Origin of the sequence: Pelosinus propionicus DSM 13327 (assembly GCF_900114615.1) — a bacterium.
In the GTDB taxonomy this organism is placed as follows: Bacteria; Bacillota; Negativicutes; order DSM-13327; family DSM-13327; genus Pelosinus; species Pelosinus propionicus.
In genome coordinates, this window is record NZ_FOTS01000096.1 from 1 (window position 1) to 7,949 (window position 7,949).

General features: G+C 36.6%; 10 protein-coding genes. 3 read left to right on the forward strand and 7 right to left on the reverse strand.

All coding sequences use genetic code 11. The features are described from left to right. Positions 1-1,269 precede the first annotated feature (1,269 nt). Complete coding sequence (locus tag BMZ99_RS25240; protein ID WP_090944643.1) at positions 1,270-1,455, forward strand: hypothetical protein; 186 nt, start codon at positions 1,270-1,272, stop codon at positions 1,453-1,455. 672 nt (positions 1,456-2,127) lie between these two features. On the opposite strand, the gene BMZ99_RS25245 is transcribed toward BMZ99_RS25240, so the two are convergent. The 5 genes from BMZ99_RS25245 to BMZ99_RS25265 all read right to left on the reverse strand — a co-directional run bounded on the left by BMZ99_RS25245 (position 2,128) and on the right by BMZ99_RS25265 (position 4,902). Next, complete coding sequence (locus tag BMZ99_RS25245; protein ID WP_090944647.1) at positions 2,128-2,343, reverse strand: hypothetical protein; 216 nt, start codon at positions 2,341-2,343, stop codon at positions 2,128-2,130. Further along, entirely contained in the window at positions 2,319-2,633 is a 315-nt protein-coding gene (locus BMZ99_RS25250; RefSeq protein WP_090944650.1) for a hypothetical protein, read from the reverse strand. Before BMZ99_RS25250 ends, BMZ99_RS25245 begins: the two co-directional genes overlap by 25 nt. Before the next feature lie 11 nt (positions 2,634-2,644). Continuing rightward, positions 2,645-3,769 (reverse strand): type IV secretion system protein, encoded by a 1,125-nt coding sequence (locus BMZ99_RS25255; RefSeq protein WP_090944653.1) that lies wholly within the window; start codon positions 3,767-3,769, stop codon positions 2,645-2,647. After that, a complete protein-coding gene (locus BMZ99_RS25260) occupies positions 3,769-4,524 on the reverse strand; it encodes a type IV secretion system protein (RefSeq protein ID WP_090944655.1) in 756 nt (251 codons plus the stop codon). The genes BMZ99_RS25255 and BMZ99_RS25260 overlap by 1 nt, the downstream gene beginning before the upstream one ends. Positions 4,525-4,671: 147 nt before the next feature. Continuing rightward, a complete protein-coding gene (locus tag BMZ99_RS25265; RefSeq protein ID WP_090944658.1) occupies positions 4,672-4,902 on the reverse strand; it encodes a hypothetical protein in 231 nt (76 codons plus the stop codon). Between the two features lie 294 nt (positions 4,903-5,196). On the opposite strand from BMZ99_RS25265, the gene BMZ99_RS25270 reads away from it, so the two are divergent. Together BMZ99_RS25270 and BMZ99_RS25275 are read left to right on the forward strand one after the other, a co-directional pair. Next, complete coding sequence (locus BMZ99_RS25270; protein ID WP_090944661.1) at positions 5,197-5,409, forward strand: helix-turn-helix domain-containing protein; 213 nt, start codon at positions 5,197-5,199, stop codon at positions 5,407-5,409. Between the two features lie 41 nt (positions 5,410-5,450). Then, the gene (locus tag BMZ99_RS25275; RefSeq protein ID WP_090944664.1) at positions 5,451-5,987 is read left to right on the forward strand and encodes a hypothetical protein; all 537 of its coding nucleotides are present in this window, start codon (positions 5,451-5,453) and stop codon (positions 5,985-5,987) included. 727 nt (positions 5,988-6,714) lie between these two features. Here the strand turns inward: BMZ99_RS25275 and BMZ99_RS25280 are convergent. Both BMZ99_RS25280 and BMZ99_RS25285 read right to left on the reverse strand, forming a co-directional pair. After that, positions 6,715-7,053 carry a type II toxin-antitoxin system PemK/MazF family toxin gene (locus tag BMZ99_RS25280; RefSeq protein ID WP_090944668.1) on the reverse strand — a complete coding sequence of 113 codons (339 nt, stop codon included), beginning with the start codon at positions 7,051-7,053 and terminating at the stop codon, positions 6,715-6,717. Then, positions 7,053-7,247, reverse strand: a complete 195-nt coding sequence (locus tag BMZ99_RS25285) for a hypothetical protein (protein ID WP_090944671.1) — start codon at positions 7,245-7,247, stop codon at positions 7,053-7,055. Before BMZ99_RS25285 ends, BMZ99_RS25280 begins: the two co-directional genes overlap by 1 nt. Positions 7,248-7,949 lie beyond the last annotated feature (702 nt).

Below are 7,949 nucleotides of genomic sequence, written 5' to 3' on the forward strand. Positions count from 1 at the left end.
ACACACAACTACACATACCCACAGCCTCTACAGGTTACGATTTTTATATATTTTTTCAAGAACGACGAAGGACTTGAGAAGAATCGCAAGGATGTACCCCCTCGTTCGCTGTACACCTAACGACTTTATTAAATGCTTGACAGTTCAGTGGTCTTAAATGCAGGCTATTTGGATGCCAAGGACAACGGCTCTCTCTCCCCCTGCCGTTCGAAAAATGAGCATAGCTCCAAACGGCAGGGGTAGGCATGGGTAACTTGGCTGATTCTTCAGCCGAAGGTATCCGTGTCCCTGCTATTTCTAGCAACGCTCCAACGAGTCAAGGTCTGAAATAAAACACTCGTAGGTAATCATCCTTCGCGCACCCCCCTATGCCTTGTTACAAGCAATCAGGACAGTCACACCGCGCACCTTACGTATAGGTGCTCGTTCTTAAAGATAATGGCAAAGCCACCCACCCTCTCAATCTTAAAAAGATTGTCTAAACCATATCAGAGTACGTACTCCTTCGGATTAGAAACGGCGTTGCCCACCGCCGATGAACGCGGTGCAGGATTTTATGTCTTACATGCTCTTTAGGGCATTAAAAAAAGACACGCAGCGTGATTCCTTCAAACGCTGTTTGTCCTACTGTCTGCTTGTTTTTATATCCCAAAAAGCATTTCAAAAACCCTTCGTAAAAGTCCCTAAAGCTTTTACGGAAAAAGACTCTTGAATTTTGACTTGAAAACAGTTAAAATACAATTACAGTTTTCAAACCTTGCTGATTGGTTGTCACAGTCAGCGGGACGTACCCTTGAAATAGCTTGCCGGCTGTTTCAGGGGTTTTTATTTTTAAATTGTGTGGATAACTATAGAAAATCTTATTAAACAGATTTCGCCAATACTTTCCAATATCCTTTTTTAAAAAAGCAGATTTTAAATTTTTTAGTCAATATTATTAAAGAGTCAGTAAGTAAGTCAGTAAGTAAGTCAGTGAGTAAGTGAGTAAGTGAGTCAATGATTTTTACAAATAATCGTGCATTTTGATTATTTGTAAAAACTCGCCTTGTCATTGACTAACGCCGATCGAAGAGAACTAAAAATTAGAAAAGGGGGTTTATCTCAAAAAGAGATAAACCCCCTTGATTAATATACGTCTAAAACCTCCATATTTACGCTATATTGATTTTTTAGACACTCTTAGGTAGTTCTTTCTCTATATACCGTAAAATATTGTGATAATATTAAAAGAGAAAGTTAAATTCAATACGCTGCAAAGGTGAGATAACTATGCGATTAATAGATCGGATCCGCCAAGCCGAAAAAGAATATGAAAAGGGTGAGTATGTCATTTGGGAGCCAGGCATGTTTGCAAAATCTAAATCTATAAAATCAGTAAGAGTGAGACAACGTACTCTTAAAAATTTAAACAAAAAAAAAATTATAAAAGAAAATAACTCAAAAAAATTTTTCTAAAATCACCTAGATATTTATAATTTTATAAAAAAACAAAATGACCGAAATGACCGTATTCTTGGAAACATTCACAGGTTATAAATTAGTTTTTTTTATTCTTAATTGTTCAGTTACTCTCGATATCTCATTTATTTTCTTAAATTTTCGCTACGCTGCAAATTCAAGAAAATAAATCACACCTGACGCAAGCTGCGCTTGCTGGGTGAACGAAGCAAACCAGCGTTCTCACTAGGTTTTTAGATACGTATCAAAACCGTATCTTACGTAAATTTCCCCCACTTTCCTTGGTTTTACTATATTTTTAGATACGTATAGAGTATGTGTGTAAATGCCAAAACCAATTGACCTTTCCTTTTAAATTTTTAAGGCAATCATTCTTAACACACATATTTTTTATAACTCTCAGTTACGGGCTTAACTTTCGATAGACCCTGTGCTAAAAATACATATACTATATTGATTAAACAGGATAGGGCAGGCGGTCATCAAAATATGACCCTGCTCTAAAAACCTAGTGATAACGATGGTTTGCTTTGTTTCACCCAGCAAGCGCAGCTTGCGTCAGGTGTGATCTATTTTTAAAATTTACAGCATAGCGAAAATTTTAAAAATAGATGAGATAAAGGGAGTGAAATTTTCTCAAATAAATAAGACAGGCTTTTATAGCCTGTCTTATTTAAAATTATTTTCGGTGCTATCTGTCATTGATTTTTTGGGCTTATCTAACACTTTTTTTATATCATTTTTTTCTTTTTCCATAATTTTTTGTTCTTGCTGTTTTATTCGAGATTCTTCACTACTTTTTTGAATACTTTGATATGCAATGATGCCAATGCCAAGAGCAATAAATACGAGCAAACCTATTATGATTTTATTCTTTGTTTCCATGCTTCAATACCCCACTTCCATCCTTCATCCCAAATCGCTTTCGTTCTTAAAAAGTCTTTCAGAAAAAATTCCTTGAATATCCATACAACCATTATAACAGACAGTATAACAGCCAGTACCATCATCCCATAAAATAGAATTCGTGCTGCTAGATCAATATCATAGTGAGCAATCCCCCATGAAACTAAAAGAAGAATTGACGCTACTAACCAAGACCAAAATAACATTTTCATAAATGTCTTAATTAAAGTAATATTATAATTCATTGCATATTCAAAAAACCGTTTCACAATACCGCCTCCTAAAAAAGATTGGTTTGGTTCTTTTGCGCTTCTACATTTGTACGGTCTTTTTCCAAACTGCGACTGGCATTAAACAGGCTTTTTCCATGCATTTGCATCTGGCGGTCCGGCATACTCTGTCGGGCCATGGTTCCCATGTTGCGCGCAGTCCCGGCGAGATCCATTTTCCCTCCAGGGCTGCGGCCGCCTGGTATGTTCGCAGCTGCCTGGACTATACCGGCTGCCTGCATACCCATTTTCGCTGCCTGTACAGGTGCACTGACAGCGGCACCGGCCGCGCTTTGTACGGCGCTGCCGGCTGCACCAGCCGCACCGTCGCCGAAGGTAGGCGAACCGGAGAAATAATTGCCGGCCAGTTGCGGTATGCCAACGCAAAATACTACCATCCCCAAAGAACCAACGATTGTATATAACATGCCAGCCGTAGTAGAATTTGCTAAAAAAGGATTATTATTTGCAAGAGTATCTATGTATGTCGCAGAAACACATAACGCAAATTGCAAAAACATCATTTTTATACTGATATTGCAAATGGCACCAAAAGCAGGTTGTGCCAGAAACGAAGTGTATTTGTTGGCACCAAAGGGTAGCATGGCCGTAGTAATAGTACACAGTACATAGAACTGCATTGTTGTGTAAAAAATATAGATAGCCATGACCGCAAATATTAAAAAGATTATTGCCATCATGAAGAGCTTTAATAGGATTATTCCAATGCTCCCTATCCCAAGACCAAGCGTCGAATCATATATTGACAAAGCCAAGGTGACACCAACATCCCCTATATGCGCGGGATCTGATATTACTTTTGCGCTTCCTGCCGCTTTTGCCCCCAGAAGCGAAAACCAGTCAAAAATTTGTTTAGTAAAGCGCATACCAGTGGCCCAGTTTTGGATAAGCCAGCCAAAAAAGCTGTATTTGATCAAGCCTTTGACCAGCAGAAAAATGGGATCTTCTCCGCCATCCATAGCGTTGTAAAGGAACAGCAGGGCCAGCTCGATGCAGGCCAACACGCCCAGCAGCCCCAGCGCCATCGGGATAATGATTTCAGACCCGGCTATACATTTGTCGATAAATAGTTTCATTAAGTCTGTTAATGCTGTTTCACTTGCAAAATCGACCACTATTTAAATTCCCCTTCCCCGTCAAGTAGTGACGTTCTTTTTTTGGAAATTATAGCTTGTATGTCATCATGTTCCTTTTTGCTAATTGCAGTGGCTTGAGCATCAATTTGGTTTTGCCGGGCGTTGGAGGCAATGACAGCGGAAGTCATGGCACCTACAATTTGGTTTTGTTTAATATAGATGGAGTTTTGCTGGGCTAACAGATTGTTTTGGATTTGGCCGAGCTGTTTATTGCCGACAGCATTTTTATTCTGTTCCATTAGTTCCTGGAGCAGTGCGGCATCCTGTGTAATATCAGCGTAGGCTTTCGCAGTTTTAAGGCCGTCCTGGAAGGTCTGATCTGCCGAATAGCTCATATTCTGATTGTTCGTCATGATTGCCGAAGGGGTGAGAAGTCCGGAAAGGGTAAAGTAATTGTCTATTGGCTTAAACGTCTCACTCCATACCTGGCTAGATGGTTTACCCGGATTCATTAACCCTTGGAACTGGTTAAGGATGGTCTGTACAAAGGTCATTTCTCTATTTACGGTTGTTGCATGTGCATCCAGAGAATCGCTGGACACAGGCTTGAGTTCAAGCGCCTGGTTGGCAATTTGGGTAGCCGAGTTAATGACCTGTTGGGCTGCTTGCAGGAAAGTAGCATGATTCTCTGCCGTATTGGTGGCATCAAAGACAGGGACGGCAGCAAAAACGCGAGGTACGGCAATGGTGGCCGCCAAGATTGCTGAAAAAATGATTGCCGATTTCTTTTTCATAGGTATCATCCTCCTATACAAATATTTGTAAAATCTTTATTTTTTAATAATATCAAATAAACAAAGAAAAACAAAGAAAAATAGAGTAAAATAGAGCAAATCGACGAAAATGTAAATAAATTACAAGTTTTTCAACAATTTTTTCATTTATCTTTTACATTTATTGGAAATTAAAACGCCATCATGTAAACCCTGTAAATACGCACTATGTTGTATGTCACTCTGTCTTGCAATACTCATTTTCTCAAACAACCCCCACAACTCTTGATTGTCTGTTTTAAGTAACAATGTCTTTATTTTCTTTTCTACCTCTTTAAACTCATTTGACTCCTCTAGGTAGGGCACTCTCCTCATCGCCAAATCAAACATTTCTTCCATATGTAGACCCTCCTTATACTACTTTGTAAATAAAAAACTTCTTGAATTTGCTCAAGAAGACTGCAACTGCTTTACTATAAAAATAGACAGTCTTCTAGCTGATCTATGTGAAAATAGGCTGCTAACTCTTAGTCGGGGAGGCAGTCTATTTTATTTTAAATATCAAATATTTTCTTTAGTTTTGTACATATTTTATTTTATAAAGGGACAGCTTATTTGTCAAGCGTTATCAAATTTTTTCTTTGACTTTCTAAATAAATGTTATTATAATTTCAATGGGAGGTGATTTTTGATATGTCTTTTTCCTATAACCCACTATGGAAATTACTAATTGATAAAAAAATGACTCGTGACAAGTTGCGTTTAGATATAGGTATTTCTTCTTCGACAATGGCAAAAATGAGCAAAGATGAAAATGTTTCAATGGAAGTTCTCCATAAAATTTGTGAACATTTTCATGTGCAAATTAGTGAAATCGTCGAGTATATAGCTACTAAAAAAGATTAGTTAATACATAGTTAATACATATGTGTGAGAGGGTGTGAAAAATGGTTAATGACTATGAACCTAGTCAATACCTCCGCGATAATAATCAAGATTACTATACTGCTGAACAAGCAGCGCAGATAGAAGGCGTAAGAAAAGAAGCCATATTAAAACGCTGTAGACTTGGTAAATACTCAGGTGCATTTAAAAAAGCACCAACACCAGAAAACCCTCAGGGCATGTGGTATATCCCTAAATCTGTTGTTGGTCCTTCAATTATCAAAGATGTCGCTGAGATTCCTAGACAAATAACACCAACCGAATTGACTCAGGCAATTACAGAAGGTATACAAACAGTAGTAACTCAGGCTATTAATCAAGCGGTAACTCCTCTTTATGATGAAATGAGACAAATGGAAGAACGTCAACGCGAGGAAATTGCTAAAAATCAAGAAACTAATCGATTACAACAGCTAGCCATTAATAGGGAAAATCAAAAAAGACATGACGAAATGCTTGATAAAATGCTTCGTCAGTCTCAAAATATACAACAAATGAAAATCAGGTTAGAAAAACCTTGGTGGAAATTTTGGGAATAAAATGAAAAAAATGAGAGTCACCTATTTTCTTTAGGTAACTCTCATTTTTTTATAAGTAAATAAATTGCCTTGTAGATTTTCTACAAGGCGCACTTAGGCATAACTAGAGTTATGCGCGAATCGGGCAAGCCGATTTTTTTCATCTGCTATCAGAGCCAAACAAATTCAAACATTTTTACGATTTGTTCGACTCTGGTATCTCTGTACCATCCTGCAGAGCAATATCAATCCATGCTGCTTTTGCATCTTGAATCATCCAAGATAGTAAACATCCTGAAACCAAAGAAAAATAAAGCACTTGACACGCTTTTGGCCTAGTTCTTATTACCAAATGGTACTTGGACAATGAATTGACTTATGCTATAATTAAATTGAGAGTGGATGATGGTCATAGCCCTCCATTTTGTTGGCCAAGATTTTCTTGTAGTCTTCTTCGGAAGCAAAAACGAGAAAACAAGCGTCTAAAAAATTAATGACTAAAAAAGAACTATCGCGCGATAGTTCTTTTTTTTGATAGATCATCTATTTTTGGTTGGTCTATTAAAAAATACAAAAGTATTGAGACACAAAAGCAGCGTGGATTGATGTTGCTTTACAGAATGGTAGCTCTATACCAGACCAGAACCAAACAAATCGTAAAAATGTTTGACATATTTATAAAAAAACTAAAGCCAGCATCTACTAGGTGCTGGCTTCTTCATATACTAATGAATATAGGCTCTTATTTTTATAAAGATGAAATATATTCCATAAAGGCTTCTTGCACTCTTATCAAATCATCTGGATGCAAAGGTCCAATTTTCTTTCTAAATTGACTTTTAGGTATAGATATTGTTTTTGAAATTCTAGCTGTAGAGCTAAATCTTAACTTGGCATGTTGCCAATAAAGAATTGGTATATCAAATTCATCTTTTTTTCTAGGAGCATGTTTAGTAACCTTAACAGATAATACTTCTAATGGTTCGATATTAAGTATTATTACAGGTCTGTCTATTGTCTGGGTATGATCTTCTTCAAGCGGAAAATTTGCGTACCAGACATCACCTGGAATCAATGTATCACCCATTAAATTATGTTTAACTCCGAAAAAGTAATATCCCATTCTTTTTCATTACGCCAAGGATCATCCTTGGTTATAACTGGGATTCCTTTTTTATTTCTTACAGTATTAGCTTCTGCTACCTTACGGATTTTATCTTTATTTTTCTCAATGAAATCTGTAAAGTTCATATCTTTTTCCCTCTTTCTTTTATCACACATACTCAATCACCGCCTATTTAAAAATAGGTAAGAGTATACGTCCGCTTTAATCATATTATATCATAAAAATACTATAGAACAATACATAAAAGGACGTAAAAGTAGGATACCCATATTTCATAATATATCCTCATTAAGATATATTATGAAATATAAAAAAATTAGACTCTATCATCAAGATATTTTTTTATTTAGCACATGAAATTCTTATAGCAATTATTTAAAGAATTAAATGATAATTAAGCGCCAACGAGAAAAGACATAACGGGAGCATTTATGCATGTTTATTAATACCTCTTATTAATTTCTAAAACTTCTCAATATACGATAATACCGCATTATCGCAATTAGAAAAGCCAGTAATCAAAGGGGATTGCTGGCTTTTTGTTATACTGATCACCAATATACAGTTTATGCAGAGAATTTTTAAGGGATTTATTCACAAAAGGCGTATAATTATGACGTTATCCAAAATTAACTGAATCGTGACAAATTCCAGGTTATATTATATATTTTAAAGCCTCTAGGATCTTAAACGTGACAAATTAGCTAAGAAAGGCTGTGGATATGTGCATTTGTGGACAGCTCGAATCCGTATATCGACCTGACACACAACTACACATACCCACAGCCTCTACAGGTTACGATTTTTATATATTTTTTCAAGAACGACGAAGGACTTGAGAAGAATCGCAAGGATGT

Excerpts from the sequence above, each read along its gene's own strand:
- BMZ99_RS25240 (WP_090944643.1), top strand. The coding sequence starts at position 1,270 with ATGCGATTAATAGATCGGATCCGCCAAGCCGAAAAAGAATATGAAAAG.
- BMZ99_RS25285 (WP_090944671.1), bottom strand. The coding sequence starts at position 7,247 with ATGTGTGATAAAAGAAAGAGGGAAAAAGATATGAACTTTACAGATTTC.
- BMZ99_RS25270 (WP_090944661.1), top strand. The coding sequence starts at position 5,197 with ATGTCTTTTTCCTATAACCCACTATGGAAATTACTAATTGATAAAAAA.
- BMZ99_RS25265 (WP_090944658.1), bottom strand. The coding sequence starts at position 4,902 with ATGGAAGAAATGTTTGATTTGGCGATGAGGAGAGTGCCCTACCTAGAG.
- BMZ99_RS25260 (WP_090944655.1), bottom strand. The coding sequence starts at position 4,524 with ATGAAAAAGAAATCGGCAATCATTTTTTCAGCAATCTTGGCGGCCACC.
- BMZ99_RS25245 (WP_090944647.1), bottom strand. The coding sequence starts at position 2,343 with ATGGAAACAAAGAATAAAATCATAATAGGTTTGCTCGTATTTATTGCT.
- BMZ99_RS25275 (WP_090944664.1), top strand. The coding sequence starts at position 5,451 with ATGGTTAATGACTATGAACCTAGTCAATACCTCCGCGATAATAATCAA.
- BMZ99_RS25280 (WP_090944668.1), bottom strand. The coding sequence starts at position 7,053 with ATGGGTGATACATTGATTCCAGGTGATGTCTGGTACGCAAATTTTCCG.